Here is a 15,911-nt window from a genome sequence, read left to right as displayed (position 1 = left end):
TCTTACCCATGCTCCATCGATAGAATCTACAGCCCTCTGCTTTTGCAATGCCTGCACGCCCAGCACCATGAAGATGAAACTGATCGGATCGACCACCAGCCCCTACGTGCGCAAAGTGCGCGTGGTGATGGCGGAAAAAAAGCTCGACTACACCTTGGTACTGGAAAACGTCTGGGCACCCGATACGGGCATTGCCACGATCAATCCGTTGGGCAAAGTGCCTTGCCTGATCATGGAAGGAGGCGATACCATTTTTGACTCGCGCGTCATTGTGGAGTATCTGGACGCCCTCTCGCCCGTGGGCAAGCTGATCCCCAGCACAGGCCGGGAGCGGGCCGAAATCAAGACCTGGGAAGCTCTGGCCGATGGCGTGCTGGACGCAGCAATTCTGGTGCGGCTGGAGAACACCTTTGAAGGCCGCAGTCAGTACCAGCGCAGCCCAGCCTGGATAGAGCGCCAGATGAGCAAAGTGCATGTGGGTTTGCACACCATGAGTAAAGGACTGGGTGATAAGGCTTACTACGGCGGCATCCACCCTGGCTTGGCAGATATTGCGGTGGGGTGTGCGCTGGGCTGGCTGGCATTTCGTTTCCCTGAGATTGACTGGCGTGGTCAATACCCCAATCTGGGCCGTCTGCACGACAAACTGATGCAGCGCCCCAGCTTTGCCGACACGCAGCCAGTGGCCTGACAAGGCGTAGCAGCCAACACATGGCTGCTGGGTTTACCGCCATGTTGCAGATTCTCACGCTGACCGTTCCCATTTATCTGATCATCGCGTTGGGGTTTGCTTGTGTGCGTGTTGGCGTGTTCACCCGTGAACAGATGGGGGTGTTGGGGCAGTTTCTGCTGCGCATCAGCCTGCCATGTCTGATCTTTCGTGCCATTTCGCAATACCGGCTGGAAGAGGTGCTCAACCCCGGTTACCTGAGCGTGTATGTGTCAGGCTCGCTGCTGGCTTGGTTGGGCGGATTTGCCTATGCACGCTGGCATTGCCGCCACGGACGCAGCCGCAGTGCGCTGTATGGGCAGGCAATGGCGGCATCCAACAGTGTGTTTATTGGCTACCCGATTGCGCAACCCCTGCTTGGGCCTGCAGCCGATATTGCCCTGCCGCTGTGCCTGCTGACAGAGGTGGCGATCATCATCCCTTTGACGATGGCACTGGCCGATGCGGGTGAAAATCTGCGTTGGCAACAGTCGTTGCTGCAATCGCTGCGCTCTTTGCTCAAAAGCCCTGTGTTTCTAGCCATTGCAGCCGGATTGGGGTGGTCAGCCACCGGCATCGTACTGGCGCTGCCGGTGCAAAAAACACTCACACTGCTGAGCAGTGCTGCCGCACCTGTCGCGCTGTTCATGATTGGTGGCATGTTGGTGGGCCAGCCTTTGCGTGGCGCCGGGCAGGATTTGGGCGTGCTGGCGGCAGGCAAGCTGCTGTTGCACCCACTGACCGTGTTACTGATGTTGTGGCTATTGCCCGACTTTGACCCACCTTTGCAAACGGCTGCGCTGGTCTTTGCCTGCATGCCCATTCCAGTGTTGTTGCCCGCTTTGGCCCAACGCTATGGCTTGGCCGGATTCTGCTCCGCCGCACTGGTGGTGGCCACAGCACTGTCATTCGTCAGCCTCAACAGTTGGCTGGCAATGGCACCGTGGCTCATGCAGTGGGTGCAACGGCACTGAGCCTGCTCAGAGTGCTTGCAGCAGCCCGCGGACGATGTGATCGGCATAGCGGCTCGCCACAGTGCGAATAAAACGCGGAAAGTCCACGGTGGCTTGGTCATCGGCACGGTCGGAGATGGCACGCACAGCAGCAAACGGCACCCCATAGTCAATGCACACCTGGGCCACGGCAGCACCCTCCATCTCTACAGCCAGCACCTCATGGCCTGCGGCCAGCAAGCTGGCCCGCAGTGCCTTAGACACCTCGGCGCTGGTGACAAACTGGTCGCCACTGGCCATCAGCCCTTGGTGCAGGTGTGGCCCACCCGTGGGTGTTGTCCGTGGTGGCTCCCAATGGAGTGCCGCCTGGCCTAGGCAAGATTGAGCCGCTGCCGACAACAACGCCGACAGCGCGGGATCACAGGGCAGGCGCACGCTGGCATAGCCCGGCACCTGCCAGCGGGCAAACAGCGGCGTAGCGTCCATATCGTGCTGCACATAATCCTGCGCCACCACCACATCGCCCACTTGTACGCCCTGCCCAATGCCCCCGGCCACTCCTGTAAAAACCATGCGGGTAACACCAAAGCGTTCAATCAGAGCTGTGGCGGTGGTAGCTGCTGCCACCTTGCCAATGCCTGACAAGGCCAACACCACCGGCTGCCCATAAAGATAGCCCTGCCAAAAAGTCCGGCCTGCATGGGTCAGGCGCACTGGCTGCTCCAGGGTATGGTGCAGGCCTGATTGCTCTTCAGGCAGTGCGCTGAGAATCGCGGTGGTCATGGTGCAGTGGGTTCAACGGGCGGGGAGGGCTAACGGAAAGGCAGGAAACACCAACCGCTGATCCACCCTGGCTACGGCCTGGCGCACGGCCATACGCAACTGCTTGGCCCAAGCACGGCCCAATTCACCCGAGCGCAAATAGTCGGCATTGTTGCCCCGATTGGGCAAGAGCAAGCGTTCGTCTACTAGCGCGGTGACTTGTACATAAGCCCCGCCCGCCGTGGCATAACGGTAGCTGATATGGGCGTAAGGCTGTGGCAGTCCAGGCTGTACGGTCTGTAACCACTGTTGCAATGCGGGATGGTTCTGCGCCATCCAATGTTCGCTGCGGTTGGCCGCACGTTTGAAGCGGAGGCAATCGATGCGCACTGGGCTGCCCGCCGCATCGTCTTGCACCCATACATCGGGCTGTGTGGGGCAGGGGTCTGTCCAAAGGGTGGGGTCTAGTGCAGGGGGGCTACGATGGTGGGTGGTTTGCAACCAAACCACCGCCTGCCAAGTGTTGTCGTGGCGCAGCGCCAGCGTGCGGGTTTGCAACGGCAGGGTGGCACCCAGGTCAGGTAACAAAGGCCAGCTTTGTGCAGACGGCCCCAGATCTTGCCAATCACCCCATGGCAGGGCCAATTGCATATCACCCACAGCATGCCCACTCTGGCCGGGCTGCAAAGGAGCACAGGCAGCCAAAGTGACCGACAGCCCCAAACAACCAGCCCACCCCCACCAGGGGCGGGCCACAGTGGACTGGCCTTTGGTGGAACACACCACAGGCACCGCTAGGGTGGGGGTAGTCTCAGGCAATCAGTTCACCACTTGGGCCAGTTCACCAGCGGCGTAGCGGGCGGCCATCACTTGCAGGTTGTGGCCCTTGATCTTCGCGCCTTGGCCTTCGCATCCAAATTCCAGATAGCGTTGCTTGCAGATTTGTTTAGCCGCTTCACGGGCAGGCTTGAGCCACTCGCGGGCATCAAACTTGTCGGGGTTCTCGGCCATGAACTTGCGCACCGCGCCCGTCATGGCCAAACGGATGTCCGTGTCGATATTGATCTTGCGCACACCAAACTGGATGGCCTTCTGGATTTCTTCCACGGGCACGCCGTAGGTCTCTTTCATCTTGCCACCATACTGGTTGATGATAGCCAGCAGGTCTTGTGGCACGCTGGAGGAGCCATGCATCACCAAATGGGTGTTGGGGATACGGGCATTGATCGCCTGCACACGGCTGATAGCCAGAATGTCGCCTGTGGGCTTGCGCGTGAACTTGTAAGCGCCGTGGCTTGTACCAATAGCAATAGCCAGTGCGTCCAGTTGCGTGGCCTTGACAAAGGCTGCGGCCTCTTCAGGGTCGGTCAGCATTTGGCTGTGGTCGAGCTTGCCCACAGCACCCACACCGTCTTCTTCACCAGCTTCGCCCGTTTCCAGCGATCCTAGGCAGCCCAGTTCGCCCTCTACGGTAGCGCCAATTTGGTGGGCCATTGCCACCACTTGGCGTGTCACTTCGACGTTGTAGTCAAACGAGGCAGGGGTTTTCCCATCTTCACGCAAGGAGCCATCCATCATCACCGAGCCAAAGCCCAGATCCAAAGCGCCTTGGCAGATGGCAGGAGAGGTGCCGTGGTCTTGGTGCATCACCAGCGGGATGTGTGGGTACATCTCGGCAGCCGCTTGGATCAGGTGCTTGATGAAGGACTCCCCTGCGTACTTGCGGGCACCAGCACTGGCTTGCAAGATAACGGGCGCGCCTACTTCATCGGCGGCAGCCATCACGGCCTGCACCTGCTCCAGGTTGTTGACGTTGAAAGCGGGAATGCCATAGCGGTTTTCAGCAGCATGGTCGAGCAGTTCGCGCATCGAGACGAGGGGCATGGTCGTAGTCCGTTCTGAGGATAGAAGAGGGGCCGCAAGGGCCAGGCGCAGCGGCTGTAACCGCTTGGTAACTGCCGATTTTAGCGGGCCTATGCGCTGGCCGATAGAGGAAAATCCAGCCGGTAGCAGGTGGTCAATGGTGCGGGTGCCGGGACCATGCCAAATGCCGCCCCATGTACTTGGGCCACCCGCGCAATGATTTCGTGGCCCAAATGCAAGCTGTCCACTGGCTTGGCAGGCATGGGCGCCCCCCCCGCCGAGGGGCGCGCACCGTCATCACACACTTGCAACCACGGGCCCGCCTGTGCATCGGTGGCCTCGCCACATTGCACCTCGATGTGGGTGGCAGGGGGTGTGTGGCGCAAGGCGTTTTCAATCAGGTTGCGCAGTGCCATCTCCAACAACACGGTGTGGCCCTGCACCATCAACGCTTCTGGCCCCTGCACAGCCAGTGTGTCTTGGCGCTGCCAAACGGCTTGGGCATAGTCGGCAGCCACCGTGCGGGCCAAAGCGGCCAAATCAACAGCACTGGCCGTACCATGCCACTGGCCCCGACTGGTGCGGGCCAGTGCCAACAACTGCTGCAGCACATGACCAGCCCGCAACGCATCGGTGCGTATCGACTCCAGTGCCTGCGCTTGGGCAGCTGAGGGCAACCCCCCTCCCAATGCCTGGGCCTGCAATACGATGGCTGCCAACGGGGTACGCAACTCGTGGGCCACCTCGTTGGCCAATTGGCGCTCACGGGCCAACGCTTCTTGCTGGCGGGTGAGCAAAGTATTGATGGAATCGACCACCGCATCAAACTCCTGCCAGTCGTGGCGCTGTTCTAGGCGCTTGGCCCCCTGCACATCGAGCTGCGCCACCTCCTGTGATAACTGGTGCAGCGGGCGCAGGCCACGCCCAATTGCCAGCCCCAGCGCCAACGCCACGACAGGCAGTAACCACAGCCCCGGCTCCACCATCTGTCCGGCAATGTCATGGGCCAGCCTGTCCCGGTCATCCAAGCGCAATAACACGGTAATTTTGTATGCCCGGGCCTCATCCCAACGAGAAAAGCTGCGCCAGTGCTGAGCCTGTGGCCCCAGTTGTAAATTGGCATAGCCCTCGTTGGAGTCAAAAGGGGGCACAGGTGCCTCGCCCACATGCCAGCGCACACGGCCAGCGGCATCCCACTGCACCACACTCAAAGGTTGCTGATAATCGTGGTGCCTTGGCGGCAACAACAGATTGTCTTTGGTCGCCAAGGCAGGCATTACCGCCGCCTGCACCTGCACTTGGGTGCGCAAATTCAGCAACAGCGCCGACACAGAGGCCAACTGCCCATCGGTGAGTTCATCGGCCTCATGCACTCCGGTGCGGTAGGCCAGTGCCACAAAGCAGCCCCAAACCAGCGCCAGCACCCCCAAACTCCACAGCAACAGGCGCTGACTCAGGGAGCGTTGGCTGTTCACGGCAACTCCTGTGGCATGAAATAGCCCACGCCCCGCATCGTCTGAATGCACTGGCTGCCCAGTTTGCGCCGCAGATGGTGGATATGGACTTCAATCGCATTGCTATCCACAATCGATTCCCAGTCGTATAAGCGTTCTTCCAACTGGCGCCGCGACAGCACCCGTCCTGGCGACTCCATCAGCAAGCGCAGCACAGCAAACTCACGCGGAGAAATCTCGACCCTCTGACCATGCAATTGCACGGTGCGGGTTGCCGGATTGAGTTCAATAGCACCATGTCGCACCAATGGTTGTGCCCGCCCGCCCGCCCGGCGCAACAGGGCGCGCAAGCGCGCCTCCAACTCATCCATATCAAAAGGTTTGGTCAAATAATCGTCTGCCCCTTGGTCTAGCCCCGCAATGCGCGCTTGTACCCCGTCGCGGGCCGTCATGATCAGCACCGGCATGGCTGGATCGGGCAAAGCCCCCTGACTGGAGCGCAAACGCTGCAACAAGGTGCTGCCATCACCATCGGCCAGCCCTAGATCCAACAACACGGCATCAAAACTCTCGGCCCGCAAAGCGGCCCAGGCCACTGCGACACCATCACACACATCCACGGCATAACCGCGCTGGCGCAAATTGGTGCGCAAGCCTTGGGCAATGCCCACATCGTCTTCAACCACAAGAATTCGCATGGCTGGATTGTCGCTGTGCTGGCCTGTGCCGGTTAAGACCGGGTTAAGTGGCGGTGCTTATGGTGAGCCCCCATGCCAATACCTGTACGGGCTTACGCACCACCACTCCACTCTGATACCCGCCGCTTGGCTACGATGACTTTGGGCATGTTGCTGTGCCTATTGCTCTGGGATGCAGCAGGCCAAGACCGCTGGTTGGCCTCTGTTTTTGGCAGCAGAACGGGCTTTGCACTGCGCGACCACTGGTTTTTGCTACAAATCATGCACGAAGGCGCACGCCGGATGGCTTGGTTACTGATGCTGGCACTGATTGTGGGCATCTGGTGGCCTTTTGGGGTCTTACGGTATGCACACAGCCGCCAGCGACTGCAACTGGCAACCAGCACACTGGTATCGTTGGCGGCCATTAGCCTGCTCAAATATGGCAGCACGACCAGTTGTCCGTGGGATTTGCAAGAGTTTGGTGGTATAGCCCGCTATGTCTCCCACTGGGCATGGAACAGTATGGACGGCGGGGTGGGCCACTGCTTCCCCGCAGGCCATGCCAGTGCCGGATTTGCCTTTGTAGGTGGTTTTTTTGCGCTGCGCCATACCCAACCCCAAGCAGCCTACCGATGGTTGCTGTGGGCCTTGGCTGCTGGATTGACACTGGGCTTGGCACAGCAGGCGCGCGGCGCCCACTTCATGAGCCACACGCTCTGGACTGGCTGGCTGTGCTGGTGTGTGGGTTGGCTGTGCGATGTGTTAGCACACCAAATACCGCACAGCACGGCAGATTGATCAGGGCACCCGGCAAATCTTGAGCATGTTGGTGCCCCCAGGCGCTCCCATCGGTTCACCACAGGTGATGGCATACACATCACCTCTTTGCACAATACCGCGCTCTTTCAGGTGGCGTTCGGCTTGCTCCAGTGCGGTGTCGCGGTCGGCGCTGGTGTCCATCAACAGGGGGCGCACATTGCGAAACAGTGCCATACGCCGCTGCGTGGCTACCTTGGGCGTCAGGGCATAAATCGGGATATGGATACGGTGGCGACTCATCCACAGGGCAGTAGCTCCACTATCGGTCATGGCGACAATGGCTTTGGCGCCCAAATGGTGTGCGGTGAACAAAGCCCCCATGGCAATCGATTGGTCAATGCTAGAGAATGTCCGCCCCGAAAAATCGGCATCCAATTGCACATCTTCTGCGGCCTCGGCAGCAGTGCAGATAGTGGCCATTTCTTGCACCGTCTGCAATGGAAAACGCCCGGCGGCGGTTTCGGCGCTCAGCATCACCGCGTCAGTACCATCCAACACGGCATTGGCTACGTCACTGACCTCGGCGCGGGTAGGCACGGGGTTGGTGATCATGCTCTCCATCATCTGCGTTGCAGTAATCACCACCTTGTCCATATCGCGTGCCATGCGGATCATCTTTTTCTGTAACGCAGGCACCACGGCATTACCCACCTCCACCGCCAAATCGCCCCGCGCCACCATGATGCCATCGCTAGCGCGCAAAATTTCTTCCAACCGGGGGATGGCTTCAGCACGTTCAATTTTGGCAATCAGGCTGGGGCGATGGTTCAAGCCTGCGGCAGCCACATGGCACAGTTGGCGGGCCATCTCCATGTCGGTGGCGTTTTTCGGAAAGCTCACAGCCACATAGTCAGCTTGGAATGACATTGCCGTCTTGATGTCATCCATGTCCTTGGCGGTCAGGGCTGGTGCCGTCAGGCCACCGCCCTTTTTGTTGATCCCCTTGTTGTTGGACAGCTCGCCGCCCAGATGCACGGTGGTATGCACCTGCTCGCCACGCACGGCATCGACGGCAAGCACGATCAGGCCATCGTTGAGCAGCAGCAGATCGCCGGGCTTGACGTCGCGTGGCAGCTCTTTGTAATCTAACCCAACGCCGCCAATATCACCCAGTTCGGTGCGCGAGGCATCCAGCACAAAACTGGCACCCGGCACCAACTCCACCTTGCCTTCGGCAAACTTGCCAACACGGATTTTGGGGCCTTGCAGGTCGGCCATGATGGCTACCTCGCGCCCAGCACGGCGGGCCGCCTCGCGCACAGCGGCAGCACGGTCAATATGGTCTTGGGCCTTGCCATGGCTGAAATTCAGCCGCACAACATTGACCCCAGCGATGATCATCTCTTCCAGCATGGCCACCTCGCTAGAGGCGGGGCCCAGGGTGGCTACGATTTTGGTGGCACGGCGCAACATGGTCAAAAGTCTTTCAGGATACGGGGCAGGGGCGTTGCCACCCCAAAAGAAAGGCCGTCCAAGGACGGCCTGCAAGGGAGAAATGCCAGCCCCTGGTCAACAGGGGCAGTGCCACCGCAGGTCAGCGCGGCACTTGCAGCAGACGCTGCACATCGCGGTCGTTGGGCAAGGCGTAGTCGTGGCCCCGAATAATCCGGCTGTCTTCGGTACGCACCAGCTTCAGGCTGACATAGGTAAAGTTGGCCGCTGCCGAGTAGGTACCCACGAGCACCATCGAGGCATTATGGCTGCGGGCAATGTCTTTGATCTCACGCGAGAGCAACAGCTCACCCGCACCCTCACGCACAAACACATCACCACGCAGTTTGATCTCTTTGACGTTGAAGCCTGTGGCCGCCATGTGCGACGCATACTGCTCCGACAGGGTGCGCCCCAGCGGTGCCGAACGGCTCAGATCATTGACGTTGACCACCGTGGCCACCAACACCGGGCCTTGACCAATGCTGCTGAGGTCAAACCCCTCAGTCAGCTTGGCTACCGCCTCGCGGTTGCTTTGGAGGAACGGACTCACCGCCGCCTCTTGGTATGTGGGGCCAACCCGCACAGGCACTGTGCCATTGAAACAACCGGTCAGCAGCGCCGAAGCGCCCGCCAGCAAAACCACGGAAGAGAAAGCAGACAGCTTCATTGCGAGACCACCTTCATGTTAACGCTACGGTAGGAAGGGCGCATGAACAACGGTGTATCCACGTTTTCAAGGTAATAGACATCGGTTTTGCGCACCAAGTACTGCCCACCCTGGGTCACGGTGGTGGTCAGAATCATCTCGGTGTTGGTCGGGCCACCCGAATTGATGCTGGCACCATAGTCGGCAGCCGCCGTGAGGCCCAAGCCTGCGAGCAACTGCATGTCAATGTGCTCGTGGCGCAAGCCGTAGGCGGCCATCAAGCCGCCTGCAATCATGGTGAACTGGCCGGGGATGAAATGGGGCCGATCACTGTTGTGGCGCACCACCTGGGTGTGGTAGCTGACGTCCAACGCCTGTCCGGGCGACTGCATGACCGCTGCGCCACTTTGCACCAGCTCCGTAATCAGAAAATCGCGAAACGCCAAATCGAAGGCGCTGGCATTGGCCGGGGCCGACACATGCAGGGGTGTGGACGGCGGCATTCCCAGGCGCTCCAAAGAGCTCAACGTCTGTGCCACCACATCGCGCGACAGCAGATCCCAATGGCCAGCCGAACGCACCTTGGGCTGCACTGTCAATTCAAAATTCTCTGCCAGAGGGATCGGCGATTTCGCAGCGCACCCCACCAAAGCAGCCACAGCACCCGCCACCAAGGCAGCACCGATTGCTCTTGCAAACACCATGATTCCCTCCTGCTGATAGGTTGGGGCTAGGCTCGCAGCGCCCAGCACCCACCTGATGAAAAAACGATTCTGGGTGTGAAGGCCAGGAAAAACAAGAAAAATGTTGTTTTTGCCCCAGCCCACCCCAATGACTCACACCTGTGCAGCGCGTTGTTGCAAGATGTCAAATGCGGGCAGCAACTTGCCTTCGAGCACTTCCAAGAAGGCACCGCCGCCGGTGGAGATATAGCCCACCTGTTGCTCAATGCCGTACTTGGCAATGGCTGCCAAGGTGTCACCCCCCCCCGCAATGCTAAAGGCGGGCGATTCGGCAATTGCCTGCGCAATGGTTTGGGTGCCATTGGCAAAAGCATCAAACTCAAACACACCCACCGGGCCGTTCCACACAATCGTGCCTGCTGCCTTGAGCTGCGCAGCCAGCTTGGCGGCTGTCTCGGGGCCGATGTCCAAAATCAGGTCGTCTTCGGCCACATCGGTGGCCGCCTTGACAGTGGCTGGCGCATCGGCAGCAAAGGTTTTGGCTACCACCACATCGGTGGGCACTGGCACCTCGGCACCACGGGCCTTCATGGCATCCATCACGGCACGGGCTTGCTCCACCAAGTCTGGCTCGGCCAAGCTCTTGCCAATCGGCAGGCCCGCTGCCAGCATGAAGGTGTTAGCAATACCGCCCCCCACAATCAGCTGATCGACCTTGTCGGCCAAACTTTGCAAAATGGTGAGTTTGGTACTGACCTTGCTACCGGCCACGATGGCTGCCAGTGGACGCTGGGGCTGGGCCAAGGCTTTGGTCAAGGCGTCAATCTCTGCCGACAACAGCGGGCCAGCACAGGCAATAGGGGCAAATTGTGCAATACCGTAGGTAGTGCCTTCAGCACGGTGCGCAGTGCCAAAGGCGTCATTGACAAAAATGTCGCACAGCGCGGCCATTTTGCGGGCCAGTTCTTCTTTGTTCTTCTTTTCGCCCACATTGAGGCGGCAGTTTTCTAGCAGCACCACCTGACCGGGCTGCACTTGCACACCCTCTACCCAATCGGCAACCAGAGGCACTTCACGGCCCAGCAACTCGGACAGGCGTGCAGCCACAGGAGCCAACGAATCCTCAGGCTTGAAAGCGCCTTCGGTAGGACGCCCCAAATGGCTGGTAACCATGACAGCGGCACCAGCGTCTAGCGCCTGCTGGATGCAGGGCACCGAGGCACGGATACGGGTATCTTCGGTGATGCGGCCCGTGTCGTCCTGCGGCACGTTCAGATCGGCACGGATAAACACACGTTGACCACGGACTTTGCCTTGGGCGCACAGGTCGGAAAAGCGAAGAATGTTCATGGGACAGTCAGCGAGAAGAATCTGTTGTAAGCGGGCCACATTGTAGGGGTGGCCCTGCCGATTCCTGCACTACCAGCCCAGCAGAATATGCAACGGTAAGTACACAGCCATGCCCACACTGATGGTGCCCAGAATGCCTCGGCGCCAGAAGTAGTAGCCTGCCGCACACAACACGGCAGGCAAACGCGCATCCTGCCAAGTGACAATCAAGGCCCCTTGGCTCATGACAATCTCAGGAGCCACTACTGCACTCAAGGCTGCCAAGGGTGCGTATTTCAGACCACGCCGAAGCCAAGGTGGCAGGGGCAGCTCCTGCTCCGGAATCATAAAAAAAGCCCGGGATACCATGGTGATAACGGCCAACCCACCAATAGCCAGTGCCCAATCGAGCCAAGTCCAGCCCATCAATCAGACTCCTGGTGCCGCTGCAATGCCTCGGCCGTCAACCCCGCCGCCACAGCCGCAGCAATAGCCACCAAAATATTGAGTTTGAGTGGCAAGGCAAATGCCGCCACCGCCGCTGTGGCGGCCACGCCAGTGGCCAGCCAAGTAGCCCGGTCATGGAGCATGGAAAACAACACACCCAACAGCGCCAGCACCCCAGCAAAGCCCAGCCCCCAAGACAATGGCACCTCATTGGCTAGCAAAATACCCACCACCGATGGCACCTGCCACGCGACCCAGTTGGTGCAGGCAGCGCCCCAAAAATAGGGCAGCTGCTCGGGCAGGGGCCGCTGCTCTGGGTAACGCTTCATGAAGGCCACAAAGATCACATCGCCACTGAAATAACCAATGGTCAACCGCTGACGCAGCGGCAAATGGGCAAAGTAACTGCGCCAGAGGTTGCTAAAGATGACAAAGCGCAAATTGACGCAGATGGCTGTCAACCAAACCACCCACAGTGGTGCCCCCACTGCCAGCAAAGGCAACACCGCCAATTGGGCACTGCCAGCATAGACCAAGAAGGACACGGCCAAAGCCAATGGCACCGACAGCCCGCCCTTGACCATCGCCACCCCCGTGACCAAACCCCAGGCCGCCATGCCCACCCCTGCGCTGGCCATATCGCGCACCCCGAGGCGATACGCCGGGTGGGTCAGGGTGTCAGTGAGGGCCATCCAGAATATCAGCCCCTAGCACCATGCCCGGCTGCAAGGGAAAGCCACGTAAAAAGTCCGCTACCGGCAAACGCTTGCCACCGGCACGTTGCAGCACCGTGAGGCGCAAAACGCCATCACCACAAGCCACCCACACCCCTTGATCGTCTACCTGCACGATCTGCCCCGCCCGCACACCTGCCGTGGGCAGCACATCGGCCACTGTGGCGGCCCAGAGTTTGATGGTCTCACCCTGCGCTAGCGTGCTGGCCCCAGGAAAAGGATCAAAGGCACGGATACGCTGCCCAATCACTGGGGCCGCGAGTTGCCAGTCGATGTGGCTTTCGGCCTTTTCAATCTTGTGCGCATAGGTCACGCCAGCCACAGGCTGGGGTGTGGGCTGCAAAGATGCCGTACTGGCTTGTTGCAGAGCTTGAACGATCAGCCCCCCACCCAAGGAGGCCAACTTGTCATGCAAACTGGTTGTGGTGTCATCTGCGGCAATCGGCAAACGCTCCATCAGCAGCATAGCGCCTGTGTCCAGACCGGCATCCATCTGCATGATGGTCACGCCCGTTTCGGGATCTCCAGCCTCGATGGCACGGTGGATGGGTGCGGCCCCACGCCAACGCGGCAACAAGCTGGCATGGATATTGAGGCAGCCCAGACGGGGTAAATCCAACGTCCATTGCGGCAAAATCAGACCATAGGCGGCCACCACCATCACGTCGGCCTGAGCAGCCTCCAGCATGGCACGGGCCTCGGCGGCTTCTGCTGGAAACTTGCCATCCAAGCGCAGGCTGTGCGGCTGGGCTACTGCAATGCCATGCGCCAGCGCACACTGTTTGACGGGAGATGCCTGCAACTTCATACCCCGTCCGGCAGGCCGGTCAGGCTGGGTCAGTACCAATGGCACTGTGTAGCCAGCCTGCAACAACTGCTCCAATGCCACACGGGCAAACTCCGGCGTACCGGCAAAAACAACGCGCATCCCAAACTCCCCTTTGATCGCTTAAAAGTGCAGATGCCCCATCACATCAGCGGTACTTGTCTTGGCGGGGGTCCGTTGGATCGTCGATCAATTGCACTGTCTCTGCCAAACCTGCCACATTGAACTGGATGCTGGCCAAACGATAACGCCCTTGGTCGTACCAGCGATAGATCCAGACAACCGTTTTGCGCTGCTCGTCTTGCCCATCCATTTGCACCCGCTGCTGGGTTGGTGGCCCCAAGCGTTGCAATACTTCTTGGGTGCGTAGCGGCGGCTGCACTACGCTGCTCAACGATGACAAGGTCAACACCTCTTGGCTGCGCAAAAGACGGCCTTGGGCATCAAAGTCCAGCGCCAAACGCTGGGTGCCATCGCGCTGGCGGTCATAAAACAGACGCTGTGGCCCTTCGGGCAAATCGTAGCTGGCCTGCGGCTCACCCCACACAGCGGCTACGGCATCGCGGGACATGCCAGGCACCACCCCTACCGGACTGGCACAGGCCTGCAACAGCAGCGCCAGCGACACAGCACCCAGATGCAGCCTCATGCTCTGGCCTCACGCTGGCGTTTGACCATCTTGGATTTGATACGGTTGCGCTTGAGTGGCGACAGGTATTCCACAAACACCTTGCCCAACAGGTGATCCATCTCGTGTTGGATACAAACCGCCAGCAGCCCCTCCGCCTCTATCACCCGCGAAGCCCCGTGGGCATCCAGCGCCCGCACCTGCACAGCCACCGAGCGGGCCACACCGTCATAAATACCGGGCACCGACAAGCAACCCTCATCGCCCACCACGGTGTCTGGGCTGGCCCAGACCAGCTCGGGGTTGATAAGCACTTGAGGCTGGTTGCGCTCTTCGGACGTATCAATCACCACCACCCGTTCATGTACGTTGATCTGCGTGGCTGCCAAGCCAATGCCGTGGGCATCGTACATGGTGTCCAACATGTCGGCTACCAGTTGGCGCACGCGCTCATCCACCACAGCCACAGGCTTGGCTACCGTGTGAAGTTGGGGATCGGGATAGCAAAGAATCGGGAGGATGGCCATTGTGTCAGAAGGAAATAGTGCCGTATTTTCGCTACTTTTGCGGCACCGCAGCGCGAGGGCGGCCAATAATCATTGTCCAATGCAGGGCTTGGACAGAGAATCGCTGTTCATTTGTCACATCCATCCACCGCTGGCCTAGACCTGGGGCGCAGGGTGGTTTCAGCGACGGAGCGTATCGCCAATGCATCACCAGAAAGAAGACATGCCCCTTTCCAACCGCACACCTTCAGGGATGCCCTGGCGCATGGTCTTGGCACTAGGCGCCGCACTGACGGGGTTATCCGCCCAAGCACAAACCCCTGCAGCCATCAGCACCAGCACACCCGCCACCACGCAAGCAGTTACCCCACCAGGGATTGCCGTGGCCGAACTGGCACCCAATGCCCCCGATCGCTATGTCGTCCAACGCGGTGACACGCTCTGGGGTATCTCCGGCATGTACCTGCAAAAGCCTTGGCGCTGGCCCGACTTATGGGGCATGAACCGGCAAGAAATCGCCAACCCCCACCTGATTTTTCCTGGCCAAACACTGTATCTCGACCAGCAAGGTGGCTATGCCCGCCTGCGCACCCGTGCCACACAGAACAGCGCCCCCGACACGGTGCGCCTCTCTCCACGCACCCGCAGCGAAACCCTGGCCGACACGGCACTGCCCACACTCAAGCCCCACCTGATCGAACCCTTTCTGGCAGAGCCATTGGTGGTCGATGAGCAAGAACTGCTGCAAGCCCCTCGGATCATTGCCACCACCGAAGACCGCGTGTTGATGAGTACAGGCGACCGCGTCTATGCCCGAGGCGATGCCACCAACCCTTTACGCACTGACACGGATGAGACTCGGCACTACCGGGTTTTTCGCAATGCTCTCCCGCTCAAACACCCGGTCACGGGCGAGGTATTGGGCTACGAAGCCCAATACCTGGGCAAAGCTGAGTTGCTGCGTGGCGAAGGCAGCGAAATCAGCACCAATGACCGGGGCGAACGCATCGAAGAATACATCCCTGCTACCCTGAGCATCACCGCCATCCGCGAAGAAATTCGCGCGGGCGACCGTCTGTTGCCAGCCCCCGCACGCTCCTTTGTCAACTACACCCCCCACGCGCCACAGCACGAGATTGATGCCCGTGTAGTGTCTATCTACAACAGCTCGGCACTGGCCAATGCGGCACAGAACCAAGTCATTGCCATCAGTGCCGGCGAACACGATGGGCTGCAAACGGGCCATGTGCTGCATTTGATGACCAAAGGCGCCCATATCCAAGATAAAACCGACCCATCTCGCCCCACCCTCAAACTACCCAGCGAAAGCAACGGCGTAGCGATGGTGTTTCGCACCTTCGAGCGGGCCTCCTATGCCCTGATCCTGAATGTGCAAACCACCGTGCGTGTCGGGGATCGTTTGGTCAATCCACAGTAA

At 59.8% G+C, this 15,911-nt stretch carries 18 protein-coding genes; 4 read left to right on the top strand and 14 right to left on the bottom strand.

The window, feature by feature from the left end:
• The first annotated feature begins 73 nt into the window (after positions 1-73).
• Positions 74-691, top strand: coding sequence for a glutathione S-transferase family protein (locus tag ACYVB2_RS12645; RefSeq protein WP_382433532.1), 618 nt, complete (start codon positions 74-76; stop codon positions 689-691).
• 20 nt (positions 692-711) lie between these two features.
• Complete coding sequence (locus ACYVB2_RS12640; RefSeq protein WP_382433336.1) at positions 712-1,683, top strand: AEC family transporter; 972 nt, start codon at positions 712-714, stop codon at positions 1,681-1,683.
• A gap of 6 nt (positions 1,684-1,689) precedes the next feature.
• On the opposite strand, the gene ACYVB2_RS12635 is transcribed toward ACYVB2_RS12640, so the two are convergent.
• The 5 genes from ACYVB2_RS12635 to ACYVB2_RS12615 all read right to left on the bottom strand — a co-directional run bounded on the left by ACYVB2_RS12635 (position 1,690) and on the right by ACYVB2_RS12615 (position 6,439).
• Positions 1,690-2,445 carry a 5'-methylthioadenosine/adenosylhomocysteine nucleosidase gene (locus ACYVB2_RS12635; RefSeq protein WP_382433337.1) on the bottom strand — a complete coding sequence of 252 codons (756 nt, stop codon included), beginning with the start codon at positions 2,443-2,445 and terminating at the stop codon, positions 1,690-1,692.
• Positions 2,446-2,457: 12 nt separating this feature from the next.
• A complete protein-coding gene (locus tag ACYVB2_RS12630) occupies positions 2,458-3,243 on the bottom strand; it encodes a hypothetical protein (protein WP_382433339.1) in 786 nt (261 codons plus the stop codon).
• A complete protein-coding gene (gene fba, locus ACYVB2_RS12625) occupies positions 3,244-4,308 on the bottom strand; it encodes a class II fructose-bisphosphate aldolase (protein WP_382433341.1) in 1,065 nt (354 codons plus the stop codon).
• 89 nt (positions 4,309-4,397) lie between these two features.
• Positions 4,398-5,762 (bottom strand): histidine kinase dimerization/phospho-acceptor domain-containing protein, encoded by a 1,365-nt coding sequence (locus tag ACYVB2_RS12620; RefSeq protein ID WP_382433343.1) that lies wholly within the window; start codon positions 5,760-5,762, stop codon positions 4,398-4,400.
• Positions 5,759-6,439 carry a response regulator gene (locus ACYVB2_RS12615; RefSeq protein WP_382433345.1) on the bottom strand — a complete coding sequence of 227 codons (681 nt, stop codon included), beginning with the start codon at positions 6,437-6,439 and terminating at the stop codon, positions 5,759-5,761. The genes ACYVB2_RS12620 and ACYVB2_RS12615 overlap by 4 nt, the downstream gene beginning before the upstream one ends.
• A 72-nt stretch (positions 6,440-6,511) precedes the next feature.
• Here ACYVB2_RS12615 and ACYVB2_RS12610 point away from each other — a divergent pair, with 72 nt between their 5' ends.
• Positions 6,512-7,219 (top strand): phosphatase PAP2 family protein, encoded by a 708-nt coding sequence (locus ACYVB2_RS12610; RefSeq protein WP_382433347.1) that lies wholly within the window; start codon positions 6,512-6,514, stop codon positions 7,217-7,219.
• Here the strand turns inward: ACYVB2_RS12610 and pyk are convergent, their stop codons facing one another.
• The 9 genes from pyk to def form a co-directional block, all read right to left on the bottom strand.
• A complete protein-coding gene (gene pyk / locus ACYVB2_RS12605; protein WP_382433349.1) occupies positions 7,220-8,653 on the bottom strand; it encodes a pyruvate kinase in 1,434 nt (477 codons plus the stop codon).
• Between the two features lie 121 nt (positions 8,654-8,774).
• Positions 8,775-9,341 carry a FlgO family outer membrane protein gene (locus ACYVB2_RS12600; RefSeq protein WP_382433351.1) on the bottom strand — a complete coding sequence of 189 codons (567 nt, stop codon included), beginning with the start codon at positions 9,339-9,341 and terminating at the stop codon, positions 8,775-8,777.
• On the bottom strand, positions 9,338-10,024 hold the full coding sequence (locus ACYVB2_RS12595; RefSeq protein WP_382433353.1) for a hypothetical protein: 687 nt from the start codon (positions 10,022-10,024) through the stop codon (positions 9,338-9,340). The genes ACYVB2_RS12600 and ACYVB2_RS12595 overlap by 4 nt, the downstream gene beginning before the upstream one ends.
• Before the next feature lie 132 nt (positions 10,025-10,156).
• Positions 10,157-11,353, bottom strand: coding sequence for a phosphoglycerate kinase (locus ACYVB2_RS12590; RefSeq protein WP_382433355.1), 1,197 nt, complete (start codon positions 11,351-11,353; stop codon positions 10,157-10,159).
• 69 nt (positions 11,354-11,422) lie between these two features.
• Positions 11,423-11,758 carry an AzlD domain-containing protein gene (locus tag ACYVB2_RS12585; RefSeq protein WP_382433357.1) on the bottom strand — a complete coding sequence of 112 codons (336 nt, stop codon included), beginning with the start codon at positions 11,756-11,758 and terminating at the stop codon, positions 11,423-11,425.
• Positions 11,758-12,471, bottom strand: a complete 714-nt coding sequence (locus tag ACYVB2_RS12580) for an AzlC family ABC transporter permease (protein ID WP_382433359.1) — start codon at positions 12,469-12,471, stop codon at positions 11,758-11,760. The genes ACYVB2_RS12585 and ACYVB2_RS12580 overlap by 1 nt, the downstream gene beginning before the upstream one ends.
• Positions 12,458-13,441 carry a methionyl-tRNA formyltransferase gene (fmt, locus tag ACYVB2_RS12575; protein ID WP_382433361.1) on the bottom strand — a complete coding sequence of 328 codons (984 nt, stop codon included), beginning with the start codon at positions 13,439-13,441 and terminating at the stop codon, positions 12,458-12,460. The genes ACYVB2_RS12580 and fmt overlap by 14 nt, the downstream gene beginning before the upstream one ends.
• A 46-nt stretch (positions 13,442-13,487) precedes the next feature.
• Positions 13,488-13,988, bottom strand: coding sequence for a hypothetical protein (locus ACYVB2_RS12570; RefSeq protein ID WP_382433363.1), 501 nt, complete (start codon positions 13,986-13,988; stop codon positions 13,488-13,490).
• A complete protein-coding gene (gene def, locus ACYVB2_RS12565; protein ID WP_382433365.1) occupies positions 13,985-14,494 on the bottom strand; it encodes a peptide deformylase in 510 nt (169 codons plus the stop codon). Before def ends, ACYVB2_RS12570 begins: the two co-directional genes overlap by 4 nt.
• Positions 14,495-14,696: 202 nt before the next feature.
• Between def and ACYVB2_RS12560 the strand changes: the two genes are divergently transcribed.
• Positions 14,697-15,911, top strand: coding sequence for a LysM peptidoglycan-binding domain-containing protein (locus ACYVB2_RS12560; protein ID WP_382433367.1), 1,215 nt, complete (start codon positions 14,697-14,699; stop codon positions 15,909-15,911).

This window comes from Giesbergeria giesbergeri (assembly GCF_054779375.1).
The sequence above is the reverse complement of the archived record's forward strand: the minus strand, read 5'-3'. Positions and strand labels throughout refer to the sequence as shown.